The sequence below is a fragment of the Leisingera sp. M523 genome (genome assembly GCF_025141335.1).
Lineage (GTDB): Bacteria > Pseudomonadota > Alphaproteobacteria > Rhodobacterales > Rhodobacteraceae > Leisingera.
Window position 1 is genome coordinate 385439 of sequence record NZ_CP081036.1, and the last position, 24253, is coordinate 409691.

Genomic DNA, 24253 nt, shown 5'->3' on the forward strand with positions numbered 1-24253 from the left:
CCAGAACAGAAGAACAACCGGCGGGGCATGGGGCCTGGCCGGGCAAAACTCGTGGCCGGGGGCAACTGCTTTAGCGCTGTGCCAGCAGAACCCGCATGGCAATCTCCGGCGAGGCCAGCACCGGCACCTGGGTCTGCGCCCGCAGCACTGCTGCCGCCCCGGCCATTGAGGCCTGCGCCAGCACAACGCAGCCAAAGGCGCCATCCTTCAGCGCCATTGCAATGCTTTCTGCTATGGCAGAAGAAAAATCCGCGCCGGCGCCCGTTTCAAACAACGGCCAGTGCTGCCCTAGAAACACCGGGACCAGTTGCGGATCACACCCGCCAAAGGCCCGCCGCAGCAGCGCCTCTGATGCGGCCGCAGTGCTGTCCAGGCAATAGGCCATCAGCACCGGCCCGCCGATCCGCGCCGCTTCCTGCATCATCGGCCAGTCGATGCGGATGGCGCCTGCCTCCTCTGCTGCCGGGCCAAGGGTGGTGCAGGTGCACAGCACCGGGCCGTCAGCCGCGCTGATTGCCGCAGCAATCTCTGCCTTCAGATCCGCGCCAATGCCATCCCGCGCCCGTGCCAGCCAATCGCTGCGCACTTGCTGGTTCAGATCCGCTTCGGGTGCCAACGCCCGGAACGTCCTCGCATGCACCTCTGCCGTATGCAGCAAAGTCAATTCTGTCATCAAACTCTCCATACGGAAAAGGCGCCCCATCGGGACGCCTCTGCACTCTGTCTATGCGAACCGGCGTCAGCTGTTCGCAATCAGTTCGGCCTGCGCCACAATCACCTCGGCCTGCTTGATCGAGGCGATATCGACAAGGCGGCCCTTATATACGGTCGCGCCGGCACCTGACGCCTTGGCCTCTTCCATCGCTGCCAGGATCTCGCGGGCTTCCGTCACAGCTTCATCGGACGGGGTGAAAACCTGATTGGCCAGCGCGATTTGGCTGGGGTGGATCGCCCATTTGCCAACCATGCCCAGGGTCGCGGACCGTTTCGCCTGGGCGATATAGCCATCCTCGTCCGAGAAATCGCCGAACGGCCCGTCAACCGGCAGGATGCCATGGGTGCGGCAGGCGGCGACAATTGCAGCCTGCGCCCAGTGCCAGGGGTCGGACCAATGCTTTTCGCCCTCGCGGATCATATAGTAGTTTTCCTGCGTCCCGCCGATACCGGTGGTCTGCATCCCCATCGAGGCGGCAAAATCCGCAGCACCCAGCGACATCGCCTGCAGCCGGGGCGAGGATTTGGCGATATCCTCGGCATGGGCAATGCCTGCCGCCGACTCGATGATCACCTCGAAGGAAACCGGCTTGGACCGGCCTTTGGCGCGCTCAACCGCGGTGACCAGCGCGTCCACCGCATAGACGTCCTCGGCGCAGCCCACCTTGGGGATCATGATCTGATCCAGCCGGTCACCAGCCTGTTCCAGGATGTCCACCACATCGCGGTACCAATAGGGGGTGTCGAGCCCGTTGATCCGCACCGACAGATACTTGCTGCCCCAGTCGACGCCATTGATCGCCTCGATCACATTGGCGCGGGCCTGATCCTTGTCGGAGGGGGCGACCGAATCCTCAAGATCGAGGTTGATCACGTCAGCCGCCGAAGCGGCCATCTTCTCGAACAGTTTGACTTTGGAGCCGGGGCCGAACAGCTGGCAGCGGTTTGGACGCGCCGGAGCGGCGGGCTGGATGCGGAAGGACATGCGGAAACCCCCTGAGTAAGGAAATTGCAGAATTCTCTCTGTTCTGGTTATTAAGTTGCGCATCTTCTTGCAAGCGGATTTTGCACTTGCGGCACGAAACGCCGCGTTGCGGCAATCCCGTTTGCGCCCTTTGCGTCGCAAATCCGCGCGAAACTGCCGCCGGCATGCTGCATTGCGCAAGAAATGACACGGGCGCAGATCCGTGCGGAAAAGGAGTTTCATGAAACGCGCATTGATCGACAACTGGGCCCTGTTTCTGGGCATGCTGCTGCTGATGGTCGGCAACGGGCTGCTGGTCACGCTGCTGACGATCCGCGGCTCAACACTGGGGTTCACGGATCTCGAAATTTCCGTCATGCAGGCCTGCTATCCGCTGGGGGCGCTGGCAGGAACCATGCTGACCCCGAGGCTGATCGAGAAAGTCGGCCATATCCGGGTGTTTTCGGCGCTGGCGTCGATGGTCTCAGTGGCGGCGATTGCCCATCTGCTGACCTCGGACCCGGTCAGCTGGGCAGCGATGCGCCTGCTGGCGGGCTTTTGTTTTCCGGGCCTCTACGTGATCACCGAAAGCTGGCTAAATGCCAAGTCAGAAAACCGGATCCGGGCGCAGGTGCTGTCGGTCTATTTCATCATCCAGACGGCGGGGCCGGCGCTGGGCACCGCGATGGTCGGCCTGCCGGATCCCAGCGGCAACCTGCTGTTCGGTGTCACCTCGATCCTGTTGTCGGTGGCTATTGTGCCGCTTTTGCTGTCCAATATCCGGGCGCCGGATTACTCGGCGCCGGACCGGATGCCGGTCACGCGGCTGTACAAAGTGTCGCCGATGACAGTTCTGGGCATCGTTATCATGGGGGCGGGGGTGGTGGCCTGGTACATCAGCCTGCCGCTTTATGCACTGCAGAACGGTTTCAGCGAGGCGCAGGCCTCGGGCGCGCTGGTGATTGCGCTGATCGCCTCGGCGCTGGTGCAATACCCGGTCGGCTGGCTGTCGGACCGTACCGACCGGCGTTATGTGGTGATTGCGCTGTCGGGGATCTCGGCGCTGGTTGCGTTGTGGATGGCGGTAGACACGGCGCCGTCGCGTATTGTGGTCGGGTTTTCGGTCATCGCAGCAACCACGCTGCCGATCTATTCGATCCTGGCGGCCCACGCCAATGACCAGCTGCAGCCGGGGCAGGTGGTGCCGGCCAGCGGCACCATGGCGTTCCTGCTGCAGCTGGGGCAGTTTTTCGGCATCCTGATCGGGCCGAACATGATCAGCGTCGCGGACGGGCGGGGGCTGCAATACCTGTTGATCGGAGTCGGCGTGACCGTGGTGCTGATTGCCATTGCGCGGCGCGCGACCTCAGAGGCGCCCGAGGACACCGGCGAATTCCAGGCCATGGGTGTGATCGGCGTGGCGCAGCCGGGGGTGCTGCAGGCGGAATCATGGGCGGAGGAGGAGGAAACGTCTGTAAGCAGTCGTGCTTGCGAAGAATCTTCTGCTGTTTAGTATATTTCTCGAAGAAAATCGTGCAGGGAGGGCGTTCCCGCGTGATTTCGAGAGGACTTTGCGCGAAATTAGCCCGATTTTAGCGCGACCAATTTAACTCGAAGGATGAGCGCGATGATCGAGACCCCTTATCTGCTGTTCCTGGGCGACGCGCCTGACATGCTGGCTGCCAAGGTTGCCATCGGTATCCGCGACTGGCGTCCGGATCACGCCGTTGGCCAGATCCGCCTGCCGGGCTGCGGCGCCGACTTGGGCCTGACTGAGATGTCCCTGGCGGAAGCCAAGGAAGCCGGCGCCAAGACGCTGGTCATCGGCGTGGCCAACCGCGGCGGCGTGATCTCTCCGGCATGGAAAGAAGTGCTGATCGCGGCGCTGGAAATGGGCTATGACATCGCATCGGGCCTGCACAATCTGCTGCGCGACGAGGGCGACCTGGTGGCCGCGGCCCAGACCCATGGCGGCACCCTGCACGACGTGCGTGTTCCCACTGTCGGCTATCCGATTGCCAATGGTGTCAAGCGCAAGGGCAAGCGCTGCCTGGCAGTCGGCACTGATTGTTCGGTCGGCAAGATGTACACCGCCCTGGCAATGGACGCGGACATGCAGGAGCGCGGCATGAAGTCGACTTTCCGCGCCACTGGCCAGACCGGCATCCTGATCACCGGTCACGGCGTGCCGCTGGACGCGGTCATTGCCGATTTTATGGCGGGCTCGATCGAATATCTGACCCCGGACAATGACGACGACCACTGGGACTTGATCGAAGGCCAGGGTTCGCTGTTTCACGTGTCCTACTCAGGCGTCACCATGGCGCTGGTGCACGGCGGCCAGCCGGATGCGCTGATCCTGTGCCACGAGCCGACCCGCACCCACATGCGCGGCCTGCCTGATTATGACGTGCCGAGCCTGGAAGAGCTGAAAGCCGTGGCCCTGCCGCTGGCACAGCGCGCCAACCCGGCCTGCAAGGTTGTCGGCATCTCGGTGAACACCCAGCACCTGTCCGAGGATGAAGCGGTCAAGTATCTGGCCGAAGTTGAAGAGCGGATGGGCCTGCCCGCCGTCGACCCGTACCGCCACGGTGCAGGCCGCCTGGTGGACGCGCTGGCCGCGGTCTGATCTAACAGCCCCGCCGGAGGTACTTGCCGACAGGGCAGGTGCCTCCGGCGGGAGTATTTTTTGAAAGATGAAAAGGCAGGTGCCAGGAACGCCGGGCATCGCGCCAAGGCCCGCCGCTGCGGCGCGCCGGGCCGCAGGAAAGGGCAGTTTCATGAACATCACTGTTAGACCGGACGTCTTTAAGCTGGCGCAGGTTTTCACCATCTCGCGCGGCTCGCGCACCGAAGCCAAAGTGCTGACCGTGCGGGTGGAGAGGGGTGGTGTCACCGGTTGGGGTGAATGCGTGCCGTATGCCCGTTACAATGAAACTCTGGACAGTGTGACCGCCGAGATTGAAGGGCTGCCTGCTGATTTCACCCGCGCAGAACTGCAATCGCTTCTGCCCGCCGGTGCTGCCCGCAATGCGGTCGATTGCGCGCTGTGGGACCTGGAGGCGAAACAGGCAGGTAAGCGCGTCTGGGAACTGGCAGGCCTGCCTGCGCCTGGGCCGGAGATCACCGCCTACACGCTGTCGCTTGACACACCTGAAAAGATGCAGGCGCAGGCGGCAGAGAACGCCTTCCGCCCTCTGTTGAAGATCAAGCTGGGCACGCCCGATGACATGCCGCGGCTGGAAGCGGTGCGCGCCGGAGCGCCGGATGCCAAGATCATCATTGATGCCAATGAAGGCTGGTCAGCCGAAGTTTACGCCGAACTGGCTCCGCATCTGGTGCGGCTGGGCGTGGAGTTGGTAGAGCAGCCGCTGCCTGCGGGCGAGGACGCGGCCCTCATTGGCATGGAGCGCCCGGTGCCTGTTTGCGCCGATGAGAGCTGCCATGACCGCGAGAGCCTGCCGAAGCTCAAGGGCAAATACGATGTGGTCAATATCAAGCTGGACAAGACCGGCGGCTTGACCGAAGCGCTGAAGCTGCGTGATCAGGCGCTGGCCGAAGGATATCAGGTGATGGTCGGCTGCATGGTCGGATCCTCATTGGCGATGGCGCCCGCGACGCTTGTGGCGCAGGGTGCGGCGGTTACGGATCTTGACGGGCCGCTCTTGCTGGCCGAAGACCGCGAGGAACCTTTGACATTTGATGCCGAAGGCGTGCACCCGCCTGTGGCTGCACTCTGGGGCTGAGGAGAATACCATGACCCGTACCGTTTATGTGAATGGCGAATACCTGCCTGAGGGGGAAGCCAAGGTTTCAATCTTTGACCGCGGCTTTCTGTTTGCCGATGCGGTTTATGAAGTGACCTCGGTTCTGGACGGCAAGCTGATTGATTTTGACGGCCACGCCGTGCGCCTGGACCGCTCGCTGAAAGAGCTGGACATGGCCTCGCCCTGCACCAAGGACGAGCTGCTGGAAATCCACCGCAAGCTGGTGGAGCTGAACGGCATTGAGGAAGGCCTGGTGTACCTGCAGGTCTCCCGCGGCTGCGACGGCGACCGGGACTTTGTGTTCCCCTCCGCCGATACCCCGCCGTCGCTGGTGCTGTTCACCCAGAATAAGCCGGGCCTGGCCGACAGCCCGGCCGCGCAGAAAGGCGCCAAGATCATTTCGATCGAGGACATCCGCTGGGGCCGCCGCGACATCAAGACCGTGCAGCTGCTGTATCCGTCGATGGGCAAGATGATGGCCAAGAAGGCGGGCTGCGACGATGCCTGGCTGATTGAGGACGGCTATGTGACCGAGGGCACGTCGAACAACGCCTATTATGTGAAAAACGGCAAGATCGTGACCCGGCCGCTGTCCAATGACATCCTGCACGGCATCACCCGCGCCGCAGTGCTGCGGCTGGCGGCGGAAGCGCAGATGGAAATTGAGGAACGCCTGTTCACCATTGATGAGGCGAAAGAGGCGGATGAAGCCTTCACTACCTCTGCCAGCGCCTTTGTGATGCCAGTGGTGGAGATCGACGGTGCGGTGCTGGGTGATGGCACCCCCGGCCCGATCGCCAAGCGCCTGCGCGAGATCTATTTGGAAGAAAGCCGCAAAAAAGCAGTCTGAGACACGCGGCCTGGATTGCTGATGCCGGAGTGATGAAGGCCGTCCCAATGGGGCGGCCTTTCTGCATTTTTTGCGGATGACGAGGCTTTTACATGGTTTTAGCGGGGTGAGAATTGGCTGCCATTGATGCTCAGAAGTTAACAATCGCGCGCGCGCCGGGTGAATGTCACTGCTCGGGGCTGATTGCGGCGGGATTTTAACTAATTTTACACAAAATGGGCCAGTTCCGGACGATTTAGGATAGGGTGGAGACATAGAAAGCACTGCCCGCATAACCGGGGGGATGCCAGAGTTTCACGTTAGGGAGTTGCCCAATGGATCAGACCTTTCAGCCGGAGTTCGCAGCCGTTGTGGAATGCCCGTCAGCCGAGGGCAGCGAAGCAGAAATCCTGGCAGCCGTGCGCAGAGTGCTGACGGCAGAAGAAGCTATAGATCCGGAGATTGCGCAATCGGCTGCCAAGCGCGGCTGGTTCGCGGGCAAAGCGCGGGCTTCTGAGCCTTCAGTCACAAGTTCGCTTGCGGCGCGGTTGCTTGGCCGGTTCCGCGGCTAAGCAACACCGCCCTGTCCTGCATGCAGCACCCTGCGGTGCCGGATCACTCAAGGGACTAGTCCCGGCACGGCCCCGCAACAGAAATGACAAGGCCGCCCCTGACCGGCGGCCTAATTGTTTTTCAATGGCAATGGACTGTGCCGGTTGCCGTTTCCATATGGCAGCACTGGCCCGGAGGAGAGCTTTTCCGGCAGCCTCCGCCATGCATTACAATGTCTTGCCGAACGATACCTGCCGGCTCCAGCGTGCTGGCGAACAGGGACGCAGGGGACAATAGAGCGCCTGCAAGGGCCAGCACTGGTATCAAAGTCTTCATTCTCAGTCTTCCAATAATGCTCTGTGCCACGTGTATTTACCCATGGTGTAAGCCACGCAAGACTTTTCCCGCCTTGCGGGCGGGATTGGCTGCCGGGATGAAACGGCACCGGTGTGTTTACGCGGCGCGCCAGCGTGAAAAGCCACTGCGCAGTTGTCAGCAGCGCAGTGGCAGGCAGGTCCCGGAGCCGGAGGGCCGGGCCTTGGTATCATTCAATGTCTCTTAGCGTATGGCGGGAATAGCCCTGATTGCGATCTCTGCCGCGATCTTCAGCTTGACGGGGATTTTCACCCGCTCCGTCACCGCGGCGGCCTGGATCATCATCTTCTGGCGGGGGGAGCTGTAGCGGGGTTCACACTGGCGAATTTGATCCTGGCAGAAGGTCCGGGCGTGGCAATGGTTCTGGGCGGGGCAGTGATATTCACAGCCGTTCTTTGGCCGCGAAAACCGTACCCCCGCCCGTGGTCGCCTGAAAATGCCTGCTGACCAGCCTATTGCTTGTCTGTCACGTTTTCCTTGAACGCGACCGCGAAGTCCGCCTGCTTTTCGGCGCTGGCCTCGGTCTGGTGGTTTGCTTTCCACTCGGCCATGGTCATGCCGTAATAGGCCTCACGCGCTTCGGTCTTGTCCATGTCGATGCCGCGCTCATTGGCGGCTTCCTGATACCAGCGTGCCAGGCAGTTGCGGCAAAAGCCGGCCATGTTCATCAGATCGATGTTCTGTACATCGGTGCGGTCTTCCATCAGGTGCTTTTGCAGGCGGCGGAAGGCGGCGGCCTGGATTTCGATTTCGGTTTGCTTGTCCATGGCGGTGGCTCCGGAGTTGTCTTGCGTCGCCGCAGGCCTAGCAGCCGGGACGGGGGCGGGCAATGGGCGCGGGCGGGCGGGATCAGGCCAGCTGCAGCGCCAGCCACGGCCCAAGCGCGGTGGCCAGGATCACAATCTTGTAGGTGCCAAGCCAGCGGTAGACGGTGAGGCTGACATCGGCTGGCGCCAGACCGAACATCCGGGCGTGCAGGCGCGCCACCCAGTCCTGCAGCAGCATCAAGAGGATGGCAGACAGGGTGAACAGGCCGATGTGCAAGATGGTCAGCCAGCCGAAGAAGGCGGAGAGGGTTTCCTGGGCCATGATGGCTCCTTTCCCGTTGCTGTACCGCGTTTCCAGTCCTGATGTGGGGAGCGCCGGGCACCGCTGCAAGATCATGCGGTAGCGTGCCGCAGATCAGAGGCCTGAGTTTTCGAGGGCTTGCGGCAGAACCTTTGCCAGGCGTTCCGCCCATTTGCACTGGCCATCGTGCTCGGCAATCAGGTCGTTTCTGAGTTCGATCAGCGTATTGGGGCGGCCTGCATGCGTGGCGTGGGTCTCAATCGCGTCGCCGGGCAGATGGCCGGTGTAGGGCTCGTTGATGCCGACACACAGGCCGTCCCCGGCCTTTAGTTCCTCGATCACAAAGGGCGAAAACCGCTCGCCTTCGGGAAACAGGATGCCGATCTCCCAGGGGCGCGGTTCGCGCCCGCGCAGCTGGCGGGTGAAACTGTGGACCGAGACAACCACGGTGCCGGGGCGTTCGGCCAGCCGGGCCAGGGCGCGGTGGTAAGGGCGGTAGCAGGCCTCCAGCCGCTCCTGCAGTTCTGCCGCGCCCGCGTGGCGGTTGGCGGGGATTATGGTGCCGTCGTAAAGCTTCATCAGAAGGGTCGGGTCATCCTCGCCGCGGTTGGGGTCGATCACCAGCCGCGAGAAGTTAGAGGCCACCACCGGCGCGTCCAGCATCCCGCCCAGCAGCTTGGCCACCTCATAGGCGCCGATGTCATATGCGATGTGGCGTTCCATATCCGTACGCGGCAGGCCCAGATCGCCGCCGCCGGCAAACTCCGGCACATGGTTGGTTGCGTGGTCGCAGGTGATCAGCCAGCGGGCGGGACGGTCTGCGCCGTGAACAAAATAGGGTGTGTATGTCATGAGCCTGATATGTTTTGCCGCAAGCTGTTTACGGGAGTTGCGGCAGAATGGGAATTGGGGGATAAGCACCCTGAACGCTGTTTGCGGTAACATAAGTCAGGTCCGAAGGAGAAGACCCCTATGAAACGTTCGCGCAATGTGAAGATTGTCGCCACCCTGGGGCCGGCTTCGGAGACCTATGAAACGATCCGCGCCCTGCATGAGGCCGGCGCCGATGTGTTCCGGCTGAACATGTCGCATGGCAGCCATCCGGAGATTGCCGAAAAGCACAGGATCATCCGCCAGGTGGAGCAGGACCTGGACAGCCCGATTGCGATCCTGGCCGATCTGCAAGGGCCGAAACTGCGGGTGGGTGTGTTTGCCAATGGCGCCGAGGATCTGGTGGAAGGCGCCAGCTTCCGTCTTGATCTGGATGAGGCCGAGGGCGACACAACCCGCGTTTGCCTGCCGCATCCGGAGATTTTTCAGGCGCTGGAACCCGGTGCGCATCTCTTGGTTAATGACGGCAAGATCCGTCTGGCAGTGGATGACTGCGGAGCGGATTTTGCCAATTGCACAGTGGAAATCGGCGGCACCATTTCGAACCGCAAGGGGGTGAACGTGCCCGACGTGGTGCTGCCGCTGGCGGCGCTGTCGGAGAAGGACCGCGCGGATCTGGAATTTGTCTGCGCCTTGGGTGTGGATTGGCTGGCGCTGTCCTTCGTACAGCGGGCCAAGGACGTGTTCGAGGCCCGCGGACTGGCCGATGGCCGCGCCGCGGTGCTGTCAAAAATTGAAAAGCCGCAGGCGGTGGAGGATTTCGAGGCCATCCTGGATGCCTCGGACGGGATCATGGTGGCACGCGGCGATCTGGGTGTTGAGCTGCCGGTGGCGGCGGTGCCGCCGATTCAGAAACGGCTGGTGCGCAAATGCCGCGCGGCGGCCAAGCCGGTGATCGTGGCGACCCAGATGCTGGAAAGCATGATCGAAAGCCCGATGCCGACCCGGGCCGAAGTCTCGGATGTCGCCACGGCGATTTACGAGGGCACCGACGCGATCATGCTGAGCGCCGAAAGCGCGGCAGGCCAGTATCCGATCGAGGCGGTGCAGACCATGGACAAGGTTGCGGTCGAGGTCGAGGCGGACCCGACCTATACCCAGATCATCGCCGCCTCGCGTTCGGCCAAGGGCACCACCGTGGCCGATGGCATTGTGGCGGCCGCGCGCGAGATTGCCGAAAAGACCGAGATCAAGGCGATCTGCTGTTTTACCCAGTCGGGCACCACCGCGCTGCTGACCGCCCGAGAGCGCCCCGGTGTGCCGATCATTGCCATGACCCCGGTCAGCGCCACCGCGCGGCGGCTGTGCCTCAGCTGGGGCTGCAAATGCGTGATGACGCCGGAGCTGGACCGTTTCAAGGGCGCGGTGGTGAGTGCGGCGCGGGCGGCGCGCTCCGGCGGCTATGCCGGGGATACCGATCAGATCGTGGTCACTGCCGGCGTGCCTTTCAACGTGCCGGGCACCACCAATATCCTGCGCATTGCCCCCTGTGATGAGCGTTTGATTTACAGCACCGATCCGGAATAACGGGGAGCTGCCTGTCTGCAGGCCGGCAGCGAAATTTGAAAACACCGCCCCCTCGCCTACCATTTCCTTGTGTCAGGCCGTGATGGGGGACGTGGTTTATGGGGACCGATTTGCCGCTGATAGCGGGTTTGGTGATTGCCGGGTTTTCGGTGCCGTCGATTCTGTCGGCCTTCAGCGAACAGCGGCCGCCGCGGGCCTCCGTGGCGACCATTCTGATTGCCATCGGTCTGATCGCCTATGCGGTGATAATGAAACCCGGCGGCTACCGCATCGACGAGATCCCGGATGCGTTTTTCCGGGTTCTGGGACGCCTTCTGTAGAGAATCGGCTTGCCCATCGGGCAGGCATTGCGTATTGGGCAGCTCTGTTCCGCGTGGCCGGCCTTTCTTAGGCATGCCGAGTCGCGCGTCTAGCGAACCCGCATTGAAGGAGACGGAAATGCCCAAGATGAAGACAAAGTCGAGCGCCAAAAAGCGCTTTAAGGTGACTGCGACCGGCAAGGTCATGGCAGGTCAGGCCGGCAAACGCCACGGCATGATCAAACGGACCCGCAAGTTCATCCGCGATGCCCGCGGCACCACAACCCTGTCGGCACCCGACGCTAAGATCGTCAAGGGCTTCATGCCCTACGACCGCTAAGAGGAGATTGAGATATGTCCCGCGTTAAAGGTGGTACCGTCACTCACGCCCGTCACAAGAAGGTCATCAAGGCAGCCAAAGGTTATTACGGCCGCCGCAAGAATACCTTCAAAGTCGCCCGTCAGGCCGTCGACAAGGCGAACCAGTATGCAACCCGCGACCGCAAGAACCGCAAGCGCAACTTCCGCGCGCTGTGGATCCAGCGGATCAACGCTGCTGTGCGTTCGCACGACGAAGCGCTGACCTATTCCCGCTTCATCAACGGCCTGACCCTGGCCGGCATCGAAGTGGACCGTAAGGTTCTGGCCGACCTGGCCGTGCACGAACCCGAAGCTTTTGGTGCCATCGTGCGCCAGGCACAGGACGCGCTGGCAGCCTAAGGCGCCGGAGAGTTCCAAATTCAGGAAAGGCCGCTCCGGTTGGAGCGGCCTTTTTTAGTGATTGAGGTCCACTGTTCCGCACTGCGTCCAGCTGCAGCAAATGACTGTCTTGCGCGGGGGCGGCCACCGGATCAAGGGTTGAAGTGCCCGGATGACCGCCAGCCAGCGCCTGTCCGGCTGTGCTGGAAAGGATCCTGGACGCAAAGGCTGGCTGGGCAGGTTAGCGGCTCACCTTGCCAGCATCGCCTCAACTTCTGCCGTGCTTGCGGCCCCTTTCAGTATCGTGAAATCGCCCCGTTCCAGCATTGCGCGGGTGCCATCCAGGATCACCTGCTGGGTGACACGGGCCAGCCCCCCGCCGATGGAGATCCGGGCGGCACCCAATGCGCCGATTTCATCTGTTGTGAGATCGCGCATCGCACCCGCGGCCAGCAGATTGACAGGTGTGCCAGTTGCGGCAAGCGCGCGGGTGGTTCCGGCATCGGTCAGCGGGGCGTATATCACATCTGAACCTGCTTGGGCGAACGCCTGGCAACGGCGCAGCGCCTCTGCTTGTTCATAGTTATTCATAAGCCAGCCATCCGCGCGGGCAGTGAGCACGATCCCCGCAGACCGGGCTGCATCGACGGCCGCCTCTATCCGGGCCAGCGCCAGGTCAAACGGATAGGAACTTGTTCCGGGGACAGCCGTGTCCTCCACCGAAACCCCCGACAGGCCGGCCTCAGCTGCCAGTCTTACAGTCTCGGCGACAGTTTCGGGATCGTCTCCGAAGCCGTTTTCGAAATCGCCGTTCACAGGCACGTCGACCGCTGCGCAGATACTGGCAGCGTGCTGCAGGGCGATGTCGCGCGTGATCTGGCCGCCATCAGCCAGACCCAGCGTGAAGCCATACCCTGAAGAGGTCGTCGCCAGCGCCTGCGCACCCAGCTGCGCCATTACCTTTGCTGATCCGATATCCCAAGGGTTTGGCATCACCACCGGCTTGCCCGGGACGTGAAGGGCGCGGAATCGTTCCGTCAGCTCGTTGCGTCGCAAAACATGCTCCTCTCTCCGATCAGCAGAAGTGCTGATCACTATAGCGGATCTTCGCATTGGCATGCAGCACTATCAGCATTGGTGAAGGTTTTTCGATGCAGGCCGTGGTATTAGGGCGGGGCCTGGCGCGACCTCGGCCTGCGTTGGAAAACCCTTCCAAGGTGGACGCCGCGCGGGCCTGGGATCAGTCTATGGGGAAAGCGCGCCGATGGCAGGGTGAAGACCATATGGAAGTACTGCCACGGGCAGCAGGTCTTCGGCCCGCGTTGCCAACCAGCCGCGCGCCGCCGGCCCCTGGCACTTCGGGCAGTGCCGGTTCTTGCAAGAGCCATAGGCGTGAGGCTGGGATCAGGTTCACGTCGTTCACAAATCGCGGCTGTTGAGTGACAATGGGTCCAGTTACGCCTCGGGAAATCTGGCTGAATGGCTGGAAGACAAGGGCATGCAACATTCCCAGACACAGGGCAAGATTGAGCGCCGGCACCAGACCCTGAAGAACATTATCCTGCTGAAAAACCACTTCCTGCCCGGCGATCTCAAAGCCCAGATAGAAGCCTTCGTGGATCGCAACAATCACCAGAGAAATCACGAGAGCTTGAACAACGACACGCCAACCGGGGTTTACTTCGGATGTGACAAAGCCATTCTACAACAGCGAGAAAGGATCAAACGAAAGACATTCGATGCGCGACGATTGCATCACCGCAAACACGCCGCATCATCAAGCCAGCCAGATGAGCTGAACACTCTCTGATTTTAAGCCGCCTTTGGGCCCAAAAACTCTGCCGACGGACAGATTGTCTTCGGTTTTCCACGGTAATGGATCACCTATTGGAACCAGGCCGGACAGGCGGGAAATGCGGGATACATCCCCAAGATTTGCACTGCTTTCGCCGCCTGCCTGTTCCCGCAGGAGATCGAAGCGATACACGCGTGCGACGGCGGCATGATATCCTGGGTCACGCGGGCCCCGATCGAGCCCATCACCTCCTTCTTCTTCACCGGGCAAACTCAAGCCGTTGCGGGTGATTGCCCGGCTGGGCTTATGTCAGCAGGCAAGCAGAAGATGGCAGCGCGCTGATGGCCAGCCGGGAGTTTCTGCTGGTGGTTGAAGCCTGCCTCAGGCCGGCGCCGGCGCTGTGGCGCAGCATCTGCTTCGGGAACAAAAAGCACCGTCACCGTGCATCACACCGGCTGCGGAACCGCGTGATTTACCTGGCACGGGGAAATTGGAACCTGCACTCAGGAACGCAACGCCGGTATCGCGCTGCACGACCCAGCTGAAAGCACTTGCATCAGTGACTATGGGCATTGATCTATTGGTGGCCCATTGGCTTTCTTGGCCGCCGGAAGCCCGGCTCTGCCTTGTTCCAATGTGCCCATTTGCCGAGCTGGGATCGCCCGCAACGCAGAACCAGCTTCCCTGGAGGCAGGCCACGCGCGCCGTCTTCCACGAGTTTACGGTTTCTTTCCAGCTCTGGCGTAAAGCTCTTTGTGATACATGCGACAAGCATCGTCAGGCAGCTGGGATCCGGAGAATTTCGACTGTGCTTCCTGTGCAGTGAATTCGAAAGCGAAAAAATACTATGCCGATACCAGATTGGGTCCATGACCTTGTAGCTTCCAAAACCGGCACGGATGCCAGCGACAAAATGGATGGAACCACCGGCGACGACACGATCGACGCCGGTGCAGGCGAGGATACCGTTGCGGGTGAAGAAGGCAGCGACCTGATTGACGCGGGCGAGGGCAACGATACCGTTTATGGCGACATGGGCGATGGGTTCGAGCAGGGGCTGGACGCCACGCCGCTGGTGCTGGATATCAACAACATCCAGGGCATTTCCCACGACGGCTCGTTAGGATCTGCAGGCAATAATGCCGTTTTCAGCGACGTTGCCACTTTGGAGGACGGAACCAAAGTCTGGGGCAGGCTGGTGCTGGTGGAGAAATCCAACCCGGACATGTCGGTACAATTCGGCTACACAGCCGGCGCGGAAATCCTGCTGGGCGGTGACGATCCGGGTGACCAGGCGACCTTCCGGCTTGAGTTCTTTGATCCGGATACCAATGAGCCGGTATATTTGAATTCCACGGCGACCTTCAATGACGTGGATGACAACAGCGGCTATGGCGATGCCGAGGCTGTCATAATCGACGGCAACAGTTTCACTTCATTCGGGGTGTCCTCAGACTCGTCGCTTGGCACGGCTGTTGACGGCAGTATTGTGACCGCCACCGGGTCCGATTACAATGATTACACCGATCAGGACGCCTGGTTTTCTGCTGGTTTCGAAGATAAATCGTCGATTGAATTCACGCTGCAAACGCGCGAGGGCTGGGCGGGATTTACCCTTTCGGGCAGTATCATCGACGACCCGGTCACCACCGGCATCGAGCAAGGGGCCGATACCGTTCTGGCCGGTGATGGAAGTGACGTGGTCTATGGCCAGGGGGGGGATGACTCCTTGTTCGGCGAGGCTGGCGATGACAGCCTGGATGGAGGCGACGGTGACGACGTTCTGGATGGCGGAACCGGTGCGGATACCCTGATCGGCGGGGCCGGAGGCGACACGCTCTCTGGCGGTGAAGGCGACGATTACATCGAAGGCGGCGCAGGCAACGACAGCCTGACCACCGGTCTTGGCAATGACACGCTGATCGGCGGCGAAGGCGACGACACGCTGATGAACTCCGCTGGTGATGACAGCCTGGTCGGCGGCGTGGGCAACGACAGCATCGTGGCAACCGACGGCAACGACACGCTGATCGGGGGTGATGGCGCCGACACCATGTACGGCGGCAACGATGACGACCTGCTGGTTGGCGGCAACGATAACGATCTGATGTACGGCGAGTCAGGCCATGACAGCCTGGAGGGCGGCGGCGGCGATGATGTCATGGACGGCGGCCTTGGCAACGATACCCTGATCGGGGGTATCGGTGCCGACACGATCGCCGGGGGCGATGGCGACGACTACATCGAAGGCGGCGATGGCGACGACAGCCTGACCACCGGTCTTGGCAATGACACGCTGATCGGCGGTGCGGGCAATGACACGCTGCGGAACTCTGCCGGTGATGACAGCCTGGTAGGCGGCGCCGGTGACGACAGCATTGTCGCAACCGATGGCAATGACACCCTCGAAGGGGGCGACGGCGCCGATACTATGTACGGCGGTAATGACGATGATCTGCTGGTCGGCGGCAGCGGCGACGATCAAATGCACGGCGAGGCTGATGCTGATACGTTCCGGATGTCCGACGGGTTCGGCAATGACACCCTGACCGGCGGCGAGGCGGGAAACGACTACGATACGGTCGACGTCTCGGCAGTCACCACCGGGGTCACGGTCACCTACACCGGCGATGAGGCCGGCACGATCACCGATGGCTCCGACACGATCACCTTTTCCGAGATCGAGGCGCTTAAGCTGACGGATCAGGGTGATGTGGTGGATGCTTCGGCGGACAGCGCCGGGGTGTCGATTGACGCAGGCGCGGGCGATGACACGGTCACGCTTGGCGCAGGTGACGATTCCATTACCACCGGGGCGGGATATGATGAGCTGATCCTGACCGGGGCGGGCGGCATTGACACTGTCAGCGACTTCAGCATCGCCGATGATGACAGCGACGGTTTCTTCAATGACCAGCTTGATGTTTCCGATCTGACCGGCGGCACCGGACCCGACGGGGCCGTCCGCACCAGCGATATCTCGGTGACCGACGATGGATCCGGCAATGCGCTGCTCACGTTTCCAGGGGGTGAAAAGCTTGTTCTGCAGGGGGTGGCCCCGTCACAGATCACAACCACTGCACAGCTCATTTCTGCAGGCATCCCCTGTTTCACACCGGATGTTCTTCTTGCCACCAGACGCGGCGCGGTGCCTGCGGGCCGGATCCGGGTGGGCGATATGCTGCAAACCGCCGACAATGGGTTACAGCCCGTTATCTGGGTCGGCAAACGCACGCTGAGCCCGGCAGAGCTGGCGCAGCACCCGCATCTGAGGCCGTATTGCCTCCGCCCGGGCGGTTTGCTGTCCCCGGAGCGGCCGATGCTGCTGTCCCCCCAGCACCGTCTGTTAGCCGGCCCCAAAGCATTTGGACAAGACATGCAGCTTGGCGAAAGTTTTCTCTCGGCGAAACTGCTGGCAGCAGTTGACGAAAACTGCACACAACAGGCCGGGGCAGCCAATCCGGTCACCTATGTGCACCTCATGACCGAGCGACATGAGGTGATTTTCGCAGAAGGTATCGCAACTGAGACATTCTGGCCCGGTCCCGAAGCCATCCGCGGGTTGTGCGCTGCAGACCGGCGGGAACTGTTCGGTCTCTTCCCTGAACTGGCTGCCGTTCATGGATTGGTTGGCGAGCACGGGCGCGGGCTGGTCCGCAGGGCTTACGGCGACCTGGCCCGCCAGGCGCTTAAGCGGCGCAACCTGCAACACCTGCACGCCGCCTGACGGCCCCCGGGCCTAGCCCTGAAGTGCCCCGGGTGGCATGCCAGGGACCTGCATTTCCGCGCTCCGGTCTGCTCAGTTGATGTTGCTGCTCCAAAATTGACCCGCCGCAAGTCCAGGCCGAATTCCAGTGTCAGGCCAAGCCGAGAATTTTCCGCGCCTGGGCCGGCGTGGCGACCGGGCGGCCGTGCCAGTGGCAGATCTCCGTCACCCTTGCCACCAGTTCGGCGTTGGACGAAGCGAGCCGGTCTTTGCCGAGCCGGATGTTGTCCTCCAGTCCTGTCCGCGCGTGGCCGCCATTGGCGACGCACCATTCGTTCAGGGTCAGCTGGTCCCGGCCGATCCCCGCAGCGCACCATTCTGCACCGGGCAACAGGCGGTTTACGGTCTTCACGTAGTAGTCAAAGACGTCGCGGTCGGCGGGCATGGCGTTTTTCACCCCCATCACGAACTGAATGTACAATGGCCCCTTCAAACGCCCGTCCGCCTGCATCCGTGCAGCCTGGTGAATGTGGCTGAGGTCAAAGGCCTCGATCTCGGGTTTCACACCGTGGGTGATCATCTCTGCCGCCAGCCAGTCCACCAGATCCGGCGGATTCTGGTAGACGCGGGCGGGGAAGTTGTTCGATCCCACCGAAAGCGATGCCATGTCCGGCCGAAGATGCAGCATGCCGCCCCGGGCCTTGCCCGCGCCCGAACGTCCGCCGGTGGAGAACTGGATCACCATTCCGGGGCAGTGCTTTTCCAGCCCTTCCTTGAGACGCGCGAACTTCTCCGGATCCGATGAGGGGGTCTCGTCCTCATTGCGCACATGGGCGTGGCAGATGCTGGCCCCGGCCTCAAACGCGGCATGGGTGCTCTCGATCTGTTCTTCGACCGTGACCGGCACTGCCGGGTTGTGCGCCTTGCGCGGCAGGGAGCCGGTGATCGCGACGCAGATGATGCAGGGTTTACTCATGCCGTCAGCCCTTTGCCAGAACAAAGTCGTGCTCCACCAGATAGAAGGCCTCATCGAATCCGGCCTCCTGCAGCGCTGCCGGATCCTCGATCAGGTCGAATTTGGCCATCAGGCTTTCCTTCACGCCAAAGACCGCGTCGGAGTTGATGTAGGGGTCATCCGGGTCGAAGATGTGGGTGGTCAGGCTCTCAAACCCATCAGCCTCGAGGATGTAGTGGAAATGCGCAGGCCGGTACGGGTGGCGGCCAAGGTCGCGCAGCAGCTTGCCCACCGGACCATCGTCCGGGATCGGGTAGAATTTCGGCTTTACGGCGCGAAAGCTGTAGCTGCCATCGGCACCGGTACGAAACACGCCGCGCAGGTTGAAATCGGGCTGGATACCCTTTTGCTGCACATCGTAAAACCCCTCGTCATTGGCCTGCCAGACGTCGATCTTGGCGCCCGCGACCGGGTTGCCATCGGTGTCGAGGATCCGGCCCCTGACCAGCATTGGCTCGCCCTTGCCATCAAGGCAGATGTTGGAACCCATCGGCAGCTCCGGTGCCTCGGCCACGTGGAAGGGGCCAAGCACCGTGCTTTCGGAGGCGCCGGTGGGTTTGCGGTTGTTGATCGCGTCCACCAGCATGGAAACGCCCATGATGTCCGACAGCAGGATGAACTCCTGCCGCCAGTCATCGCAGGTATGGCCGGTTTCCGTCAGGAACATGATGGTCCTGAACCACTCTTCCTGGCTGGGCTCCATTTCCTTGATCGCGGCGTGGATGTGTTTCACCAGGATATTGACGCAGTCGCGCAGCCGCTCGTTTTCGGCCTTGGCATTGCGGGCGGCAACAACCTCGGCGCTGGTTTCTTCGGTGAAGTAACCATTTTCGTGCTCATCAAACATATCGTTACTCCGCTGCCATGGAGGCCGCCGCGCCGCGGCCGAAAATATGGGAAAGCACCCGGCGCAGTTCGCCCTTGGGATCCGAGGCCATTTCCTCGGCGCGCCAGCAGACGTGGTGGTCGGGACGGACCAGAATACAGCCGGAATCAGCAATTTCCGAAGCCCGCGCCCAATCGCCGGTATGGTCTGCGAATTTGCGCCGCGGCCCGATCAGACGCACCGTCAGCGGCAGACCGAACTCTGCCCCCACGGCCTCTGCCGCCTCTTCCCAGGCCTCGCCGCCGATGCCGGTCAGCAGGGTAAAGGCACCCTTGCCGCACAGATCCAGGGTCGAAAGCTTTTCTCCGGTTTCAGGGACGAACACCCAGACATGCGGCAGCCGCGCGCCCGGCCAGGTGGTGGGCTGGTAGTGCAGTTCCGCGTCCAGCTCGAATGCCGGTTCCATCTGCCCGTCAGTGACCACGGCATCGGATTTGTAGCGCTGGTTCATTTCCACCCCATGGGCGTCGAACTCGTACTTCTTGAAGGCAATCGCCTCGCGGATTGCGGCGCGCTGTTTTTCCGCCTCTGGCGTGGTTTCACAGCGGGCCGCCACACTGGAGCGGATCTCCTCAAGGCTGGTGCCGCCGGTCATGCCGAGGGTTTCAAAGATCGGGCCGAATTCGCTGATGGACTGGTTGGCGCGGGTCACGATCTGCTTGGCAACCGGTGCGCGCTCGGCGGTGTAGCTGTCCAGCAGTCCGGGGGCAGCCTGGCCATTCAGCACCGCGGCCAGTTTCCAAGCGAGGTTGAAGCTGTCCTGGATCGAAGTATTGGAGCCAAGCCCGTTCGAGGGCGGGTGCCGGTGTGCCGCATCGCCCATGATAAAGACGCGGCCATTGTGCATCCGGGGGGCATAGGCGTTGTTCACGGTCCATGTATTGGCCGAGATCAGCTCGATTTCCAGCTCGGGGTCGCCGACCAGCTGCCGCGCGACCTGTGTTGCCATCGCCTCGTCCACAACGGGTGCAGGTTCGTTGATGTCATAGCCCCAGACGATCAGCCATTCGTTCCACGGCCGCACCATGCGCACCAGCCCCATGCCGATGCCGCCGACGTCGGCGCCGGGCTGCATGACCCAGTACAGCACGCTGGGCCGGTGAGCGACGTATTTCGACAGGTCCGCGCGGAACAGGATGTTCATCGACCCGCCGACGCCCATCTTGCCTTCGATCGCAAGGTTTTCGTTCTGCGCCACCAGCGAGTTGCCGCCATCAGCACCGACAAGGTATTTTGACCGGACCGAGAATTCGCGGCCCGACAGGCGGTCACGGCAGGTGGTAGTCACGCCCTCCGCGTCCTGCGTGTGGCTCAGGTATTCGGTGCTCATCCGGGCCTGGGTGCCGCGTTTGCAGGCGGTGGAGAACAGGATCGGCTCCATGAAGGTTTGCGGCAGGTCGTTCATCATCGTCGGGCTGGACAGCAGATGCTCGGCCTTTGACAGGGGATGGTTGCCCCAGCTTTTCATACGGCCGATCTCCTCCCCCGCAAGGCTTTCGCAAAAGACATTCTCGCCCATCAAGTCCTGGTGGGCCGCATGCATATAGGCCTCCGCTTCGACATCCTGCCCCAGATCGCGCAGCACCTCCATTGTGCGCTGGTTGGTGATATGGGCGCGGGGGGTGCTGGCCAGCCAGCCGTAGCGGTTGATCGCCATATTCGCGATGCCGTAACTTGACAGAAGCGCCGCCGTTGCAGAGCCCGCAGGCCCGGTGCCGATGATAAGCACGTCGGTTTCGATCTCAGCCATGATTAATCCTCCTTGAGTGTGCCGCCGTTCAGACGCCGCTGAACGGGAAAAAGCTGAATGCCGGTCCGGTCGGAGAAAACTCCCCATAGGCCGCGCGGCGCCAGGAGCATGACCGCGATTCCGATAAGACCAAGCGTGAGCAGATACCAGCTGCCAAAGTCGGCCAGCAGCGATTGTAATGCGAAGAAGATGAGGACACCCAGGATCGGGCCCTCGATGGTGCCGATGCCGCCGATCACCACGATGAAAATCACGTAAGCCGTCCAATCGGTGACGCTGAAGGCGGCATCGGGGCTGATGCGGGCTTTCTGAACATAGATAAGCGCCCCAGCCAGCCCGGTGCCAAAGCTGGCCGCCAGGAACACCAGCCATTTGATCCGGCCAGCATCGACGCCGACGGATTTCGCGGCTTCCGGGTTGTCGCGCACAGCCGACAGTGCCAGCCCGCGCCGCGAGCGCAAAAGCGCGTAGATCGCTGCGATCACCACTACCGCCAGCAGCAGTGCCAGCCAATAGGTCAGGATATCGCGCGCGGCGGCGGTTTTTACATCCAGTGCGGATTTGATCCAGTCGGTCGCCCACATCCCGCGGGTGGCGGTGCGGGGCAGGGAGGTGCCGGTGCCGCCGCCAAGTGTTTTAACCTGCGCAAGGAGCAGCCGCGCGACTTCGGCCATGACCCAGGTGCCAATGGCGAAATAGGCGCCGGCAAGGCGGAAGGCGAAATAACCCATCGGCACTGCAAGGACCGCCGCCGCCAGCCCGCCCAGCAGGATTGCAGCAATAGGATCGATGCCTGCGATGATGACGCCGCCGAACATCGCATAGGCGCCGGTGCCGACAAAGGCCTGCTGGCCGATGCTGACCAGACCGCCGTAGCCTGCAAGCAGGTTCCAAAGCTGTGCCAGCACCAGCATGGTCAGGATGAAAAACAGATCCTGGATCAGCCCGCGCCCGGCAAAGAAGGGCAAAACCGCCAACAGAAGGACCGCGCCGCAGGCCAGCAGGCCGAACAGATTGGACGCCTTTGTGCGGGTCGTCACGCGGAACGGTGCCGCCGCAGCAAGTGCCGCAGATTGTGCCGGAGAATGTGTAAGATCAGCCATCAGTCCACCGCCCTTGGAAACAGTCCGCGCGGCTTCACCAGCAGCACGAGGAGGAAGGCCAGGTGCCCGGCCAGAATTTGCCATTCGGGATTGACCGCGGCGCCCAGCGTCTGTGCGACGCCGATGATGATACCGCCCGCCAGCGTGCCCCACAGGCTGCCAAGGCCGCCGACGATCACAGCCTCAAAGGCATAAATCAGACGGGCAGGCCCGATTGCCGGATCAAAATTCGCCCGCATCCCAAGGTAGAGCGCGGCCAGCGTCACCACCAGCATGGCAATTGCCGTAGCCGTGGCAAAAATGCGCCCGGGGCGGATGCCCATCAGGCTCGCCGTGACCGCATCATCCGAGGTGGCACGGAAGGCGCGGCCCAGCCCGGTGCGGTAAAACAGCTGGTTCAGCCCCAGGATCACAAGGACGGCGGAGGCAAAGGTCAGAAGCGGCAGCAGCCCGAGGCTGAGATCGCCCAGCTTGATCGAGGCGGTTGCGATCGCACCGGCCGGCAGGCGCTGGCTGTCAGCGCTGAAACCCTCAAGCAGGGCGTTCTGCAGCGCGATCGACAGGCCGAACGTCACCAGCAGCGGTGGCAGGATATCCGTCCCCAGCGTGCGGTTCAGCAGGTGCAATTGCAGCAGCCAGCCTGCAGCGAACATCACCGGCGCGGCCAGCAGCGCCGCCGCTAACGGCGGCAGTCCCAGAAGCGTTACCAGGACAAGGATCAGGTAGGCCGCGCATACAATCAGGTCGCCATGGGCCAAATTCACCAGCCGCATAATCCCGAAAACGAGGCTGAGACCGGCGGCAAACAGCGCGTAAAGCCCGCCCAGCAGGATGCCCTGCAGTATTGTGTCGATCCAGATCATGCGGCGGCTCCGAAATAGGCTGCGTGAATATCCTCGCGGCGCAGATCTTCGGGACGCCCTTCAAGGGTAATGCGGCCCTCCATCATGCAGCAGACTCGGTCGGCGGCTTTCATCGCCTGGCCGATATCCTGTTCCACCACGATCAGGCTGGCGCCGCTGGCCTGAATTTTCGGCACGGCGGCATAGATGTCCCGGATCACCACAGGCGCCAGGCCAAGGCTGATTTCATCACACAACAGGACCTTGGGGTTCGACATCAGCGCGCGGCCGATGGCCACCATCTGCTGCTGCCCGCCCGAAAGCGCAGTGCCCGGATGGTGCCGCCGTTTTGCAAGGATCGGGAACAAGTCGTAGATCGCTTCCAGGCTCCAGTACCCTTGGACCTTGCGCCCGTAGGTGCCGATCAGAAGGTTCTCCTCGACCGAGAGAGAAGGAAAGAGTTTACGCCCCTCCGGCACCATCGCAAGGCCCAGCGGCATGATCTGATCGGCGCTGAGCGCACCCACAGGCCGGCCCGCCAGATGCACCATGCCGGGGGCCGATGGCAGTACACCTGCCAGCGCCCGCATCAGGGTTGTTTTTCCCGCGCCGTTGGCGCCGATGATGGCAAGGGTTTCCCCTTCGTCCAGCCGCAAGTCGACGCCGAACAGCGCCTGAAAGTCACCGTAACGGGCGGTAAGGCCGCGTGTTTCCAAAATGGGCATCAGACACCGGCCCCCAGATAGATGTCGCGGACCTCGGCCCGGTTCATGATGTCATCGGGCGTGCCAAGGCCGATCACCTTGCCGAAATTCAGCACTAGGAGCCGCTCAACCACCGAAGTGAGCGCGTGCAGAACATGTTCGATCCAGATAATGGTAACGCCGCGGGCATGGATGTTGCGGATGGTATCGATGAGGGACAGGCATTCGCCCTCGGTCAACCCGCCGGCGATTTCGTCCAGCAAAAGCAGTTTGGGATCCGTTGCCAGCGCACGCGCCATTTCCAGCCGCTTGCGTTGCAAAAGCGCGAGGCCGCCCGCCGGTTGGTTGGCCGCCTGCAACAGCCCGCATTGGCTTAGAATGCGGGCGCAATCTGCCTGCACATCCCGTTCGGAGGCTTTGCGGCCATGGGTGGCGGCCACCAGCAGGTTCTCGAACACGGTCATGTTGCCGAAGGGCTGCGGCACCTGGAAGGAGCGGCCGACACCCGCGAAACAGCGCTGCATGGCAGGGGCCGCCGTCACGTCGCGCCCGTCAAAGCGGATGGATCCTGCGTCGCTGCGCAGATTGCCGGTGATGAGGTTGAAAAGCGTTGATTTCCCCGCGCCATTTGGTCCGATGATGCCAAGTGCCTGGCCGGCCGGAACCTCCAAGGTGACGTCATCAGCCACTTTCAGCTGGCCAAAGCTTTTCGATACGTTCTGCAATGAGAGAAGGGTCATGTCAGCGGCTCCGGCCATCCCATTGCA

General features: G+C 62.2%; 23 protein-coding genes and 2 pseudogenes. 11 read left to right on the forward strand and 14 right to left on the reverse strand.

The features are described 5' to 3' along the window. Positions 1 to 70 precede the first annotated feature (70 nt). Both K3557_RS01900 and K3557_RS01905 read right to left on the reverse strand, forming a co-directional pair. Entirely contained in the window at positions 71 to 673 is a 603-nt protein-coding gene (locus K3557_RS01900; protein ID WP_259997321.1) for a hypothetical protein, read from the reverse strand. 66 nt (positions 674 to 739) lie between these two features. Next, positions 740 to 1699 carry an L-malyl-CoA/beta-methylmalyl-CoA lyase gene (locus K3557_RS01905; protein WP_259997323.1) on the reverse strand — a complete coding sequence of 320 codons (960 nt, stop codon included), beginning with the start codon at positions 1697 to 1699 and terminating at the stop codon, positions 740 to 742. A gap of 220 nt (positions 1700 to 1919) precedes the next feature. Between K3557_RS01905 and K3557_RS01910 the strand changes: the two genes are divergently transcribed. From K3557_RS01910 to K3557_RS01930, 5 genes are all read left to right on the forward strand, one after another. Then, on the forward strand, positions 1920 to 3191 hold the full coding sequence (locus K3557_RS01910; protein ID WP_259997325.1) for an MFS transporter: 1272 nt from the start codon (positions 1920 to 1922) through the stop codon (positions 3189 to 3191). Positions 3192 to 3305: 114 nt separating this feature from the next. After that, entirely contained in the window at positions 3306 to 4307 is a 1002-nt protein-coding gene (dgcN, locus tag K3557_RS01915; protein WP_259987331.1) for an N-acetyltransferase DgcN, read from the forward strand. Positions 4308 to 4458: 151 nt separating this feature from the next. Continuing rightward, complete coding sequence (gene dgcA, locus K3557_RS01920) at positions 4459 to 5424, forward strand: N-acetyl-D-Glu racemase DgcA (protein WP_259997327.1); 966 nt, start codon at positions 4459 to 4461, stop codon at positions 5422 to 5424. A gap of 10 nt (positions 5425 to 5434) precedes the next feature. Continuing rightward, entirely contained in the window at positions 5435 to 6295 is an 861-nt protein-coding gene (locus tag K3557_RS01925; protein ID WP_259997329.1) for a D-amino-acid transaminase, read from the forward strand. A 314-nt stretch (positions 6296 to 6609) separates the two neighbouring features. Further along, positions 6610 to 6846, forward strand: a complete 237-nt coding sequence (locus K3557_RS01930; protein WP_259987326.1) for a hypothetical protein — start codon at positions 6610 to 6612, stop codon at positions 6844 to 6846. 807 nt (positions 6847 to 7653) lie between these two features. On the opposite strand, the gene K3557_RS01935 is transcribed toward K3557_RS01930, so the two are convergent. The 3 genes from K3557_RS01935 to K3557_RS01945 all read right to left on the reverse strand — a co-directional run bounded on the left by K3557_RS01935 (position 7654) and on the right by K3557_RS01945 (position 9121). Continuing rightward, positions 7654 to 7968: a DUF1244 domain-containing protein gene (locus tag K3557_RS01935; protein WP_259997331.1), complete on the reverse strand. Its 315-nt coding sequence runs from the start codon at positions 7966 to 7968 to the stop codon at positions 7654 to 7656. 82 nt (positions 7969 to 8050) lie between these two features. After that, positions 8051 to 8290, reverse strand: coding sequence for a DUF6868 family protein (locus tag K3557_RS01940; RefSeq protein WP_129369702.1), 240 nt, complete (start codon positions 8288 to 8290; stop codon positions 8051 to 8053). A gap of 93 nt (positions 8291 to 8383) precedes the next feature. Beyond that, the gene (locus tag K3557_RS01945; RefSeq protein ID WP_259997333.1) at positions 8384 to 9121 is read right to left on the reverse strand and encodes an N-formylglutamate amidohydrolase; all 738 of its coding nucleotides are present in this window, start codon (positions 9119 to 9121) and stop codon (positions 8384 to 8386) included. A 120-nt stretch (positions 9122 to 9241) separates the two neighbouring features. Here K3557_RS01945 and pyk point away from each other — a divergent pair, with 120 nt between their 5' ends. The 4 genes from pyk (at position 9242) to rplT (ending at position 11706) form a co-directional block, all read left to right on the forward strand. Further along, on the forward strand, positions 9242 to 10687 hold the full coding sequence (gene pyk / locus K3557_RS01950) for a pyruvate kinase (protein ID WP_259987318.1): 1446 nt from the start codon (positions 9242 to 9244) through the stop codon (positions 10685 to 10687). Between the two features lie 98 nt (positions 10688 to 10785). Next, complete coding sequence (locus K3557_RS01955; RefSeq protein ID WP_259987316.1) at positions 10786 to 11007, forward strand: hypothetical protein; 222 nt, start codon at positions 10786 to 10788, stop codon at positions 11005 to 11007. A 118-nt stretch (positions 11008 to 11125) separates the two neighbouring features. Beyond that, positions 11126 to 11326: a 50S ribosomal protein L35 gene (gene rpmI, locus K3557_RS01960; RefSeq protein WP_027263382.1), complete on the forward strand. Its 201-nt coding sequence runs from the start codon at positions 11126 to 11128 to the stop codon at positions 11324 to 11326. Positions 11327 to 11340: 14 nt separating this feature from the next. Continuing rightward, positions 11341 to 11706: a 50S ribosomal protein L20 gene (gene rplT, locus K3557_RS01965; protein ID WP_024088794.1), complete on the forward strand. Its 366-nt coding sequence runs from the start codon at positions 11341 to 11343 to the stop codon at positions 11704 to 11706. Between the two features lie 228 nt (positions 11707 to 11934). Here the strand turns inward: rplT and K3557_RS01970 are convergent, their stop codons facing one another. Next, on the reverse strand, positions 11935 to 12741 hold the full coding sequence (locus K3557_RS01970) for an oxaloacetate decarboxylase (protein WP_259997334.1): 807 nt from the start codon (positions 12739 to 12741) through the stop codon (positions 11935 to 11937). 206 nt (positions 12742 to 12947) lie between these two features. After that, positions 12948 to 13077, reverse strand: a pseudogene (locus K3557_RS01975) (transposase zinc-binding domain-containing protein); the annotation flags it as partial. A 4-nt stretch (positions 13078 to 13081) separates the two neighbouring features. Here K3557_RS01975 and K3557_RS01980 point away from each other — a divergent pair. Then, positions 13082 to 13495, forward strand: a pseudogene (locus K3557_RS01980) (integrase core domain-containing protein); the annotation flags it as partial. Between the two features lie 832 nt (positions 13496 to 14327). After that, a complete protein-coding gene (locus K3557_RS01985) occupies positions 14328 to 17207 on the forward strand; it encodes a Hint domain-containing protein (protein WP_259997335.1) in 2880 nt (959 codons plus the stop codon). Between the two features lie 130 nt (positions 17208 to 17337). Here the strand turns inward: K3557_RS01985 and K3557_RS01990 are convergent, their stop codons facing one another. Genes K3557_RS01990 through K3557_RS02020 form a run of 7 tightly spaced genes read right to left on the reverse strand, consistent with a single transcriptional unit; the run spans position 17338 to position 24226 of the window. Continuing rightward, positions 17338 to 18162, reverse strand: a complete 825-nt coding sequence (locus K3557_RS01990) for a 3-keto-5-aminohexanoate cleavage protein (protein ID WP_259997336.1) — start codon at positions 18160 to 18162, stop codon at positions 17338 to 17340. A gap of 4 nt (positions 18163 to 18166) precedes the next feature. After that, entirely contained in the window at positions 18167 to 19048 is an 882-nt protein-coding gene (locus tag K3557_RS01995; RefSeq protein WP_259997337.1) for an intradiol ring-cleavage dioxygenase, read from the reverse strand. A 4-nt stretch (positions 19049 to 19052) separates the two neighbouring features. Further along, the gene (locus K3557_RS02000; RefSeq protein WP_259997338.1) at positions 19053 to 20837 is read right to left on the reverse strand and encodes an FAD-dependent monooxygenase; all 1785 of its coding nucleotides are present in this window, start codon (positions 20835 to 20837) and stop codon (positions 19053 to 19055) included. 2 nt (positions 20838 to 20839) lie between these two features. Next, complete coding sequence (locus K3557_RS02005; RefSeq protein ID WP_259997339.1) at positions 20840 to 21940, reverse strand: branched-chain amino acid ABC transporter permease; 1101 nt, start codon at positions 21938 to 21940, stop codon at positions 20840 to 20842. Further along, positions 21940 to 22803, reverse strand: coding sequence for a branched-chain amino acid ABC transporter permease (locus K3557_RS02010; protein WP_259997340.1), 864 nt, complete (start codon positions 22801 to 22803; stop codon positions 21940 to 21942). Before K3557_RS02010 ends, K3557_RS02005 begins: the two co-directional genes overlap by 1 nt. Continuing rightward, positions 22800 to 23507, reverse strand: a complete 708-nt coding sequence (locus K3557_RS02015; protein WP_259997341.1) for an ABC transporter ATP-binding protein — start codon at positions 23505 to 23507, stop codon at positions 22800 to 22802. The genes K3557_RS02010 and K3557_RS02015 overlap by 4 nt, the downstream gene beginning before the upstream one ends. Next, positions 23507 to 24226 (reverse strand): ABC transporter ATP-binding protein, encoded by a 720-nt coding sequence (locus K3557_RS02020; RefSeq protein ID WP_259997343.1) that lies wholly within the window; start codon positions 24224 to 24226, stop codon positions 23507 to 23509. Before K3557_RS02020 ends, K3557_RS02015 begins: the two co-directional genes overlap by 1 nt. Positions 24227 to 24253 lie beyond the last annotated feature (27 nt).